The following is a 228-nucleotide window of genomic DNA, read 5'->3' on the forward strand; positions in this document are numbered from 1 at the left end:
GGTACCGGAATTTTTTATGGGCAAATATCCGGTAACCCAGGCACAATGGCAAGCAGTGATGGGAAATAATCCCTCTGTTTTGAAAGGCAAGAACTTACCCGTGGAAAGGGTATCCTGGTACGATGCGGTGGAATTTTGTCGCCGACTGTCGGAAAAAACGGGACGGGTTTATCGCTTACCCAGTGAAGCAGAATGGGAATATGCCTGTCGCGCCGGAACCACTACGCC

At 50.4% G+C, this 228-nt stretch carries 1 protein-coding gene; it reads left to right on the forward strand.

Annotated elements, in window-relative coordinates; all coding sequences use genetic code 11:
* Positions 1-16: 16 nt before the first annotated feature.
* Positions 17-228, forward strand: a 212-nt coding sequence (locus LKK83_RS00215; protein ID WP_324628738.1) for a formylglycine-generating enzyme family protein, incomplete at its 3' end; no start/stop codon positions are given.

The sequence above is a fragment of the Phormidium sp. CCY1219 genome (assembly GCF_035615515.1).
GTDB lineage: Bacteria > Cyanobacteriota > Cyanobacteriia > Cyanobacteriales > Laspinemataceae > CCY1219.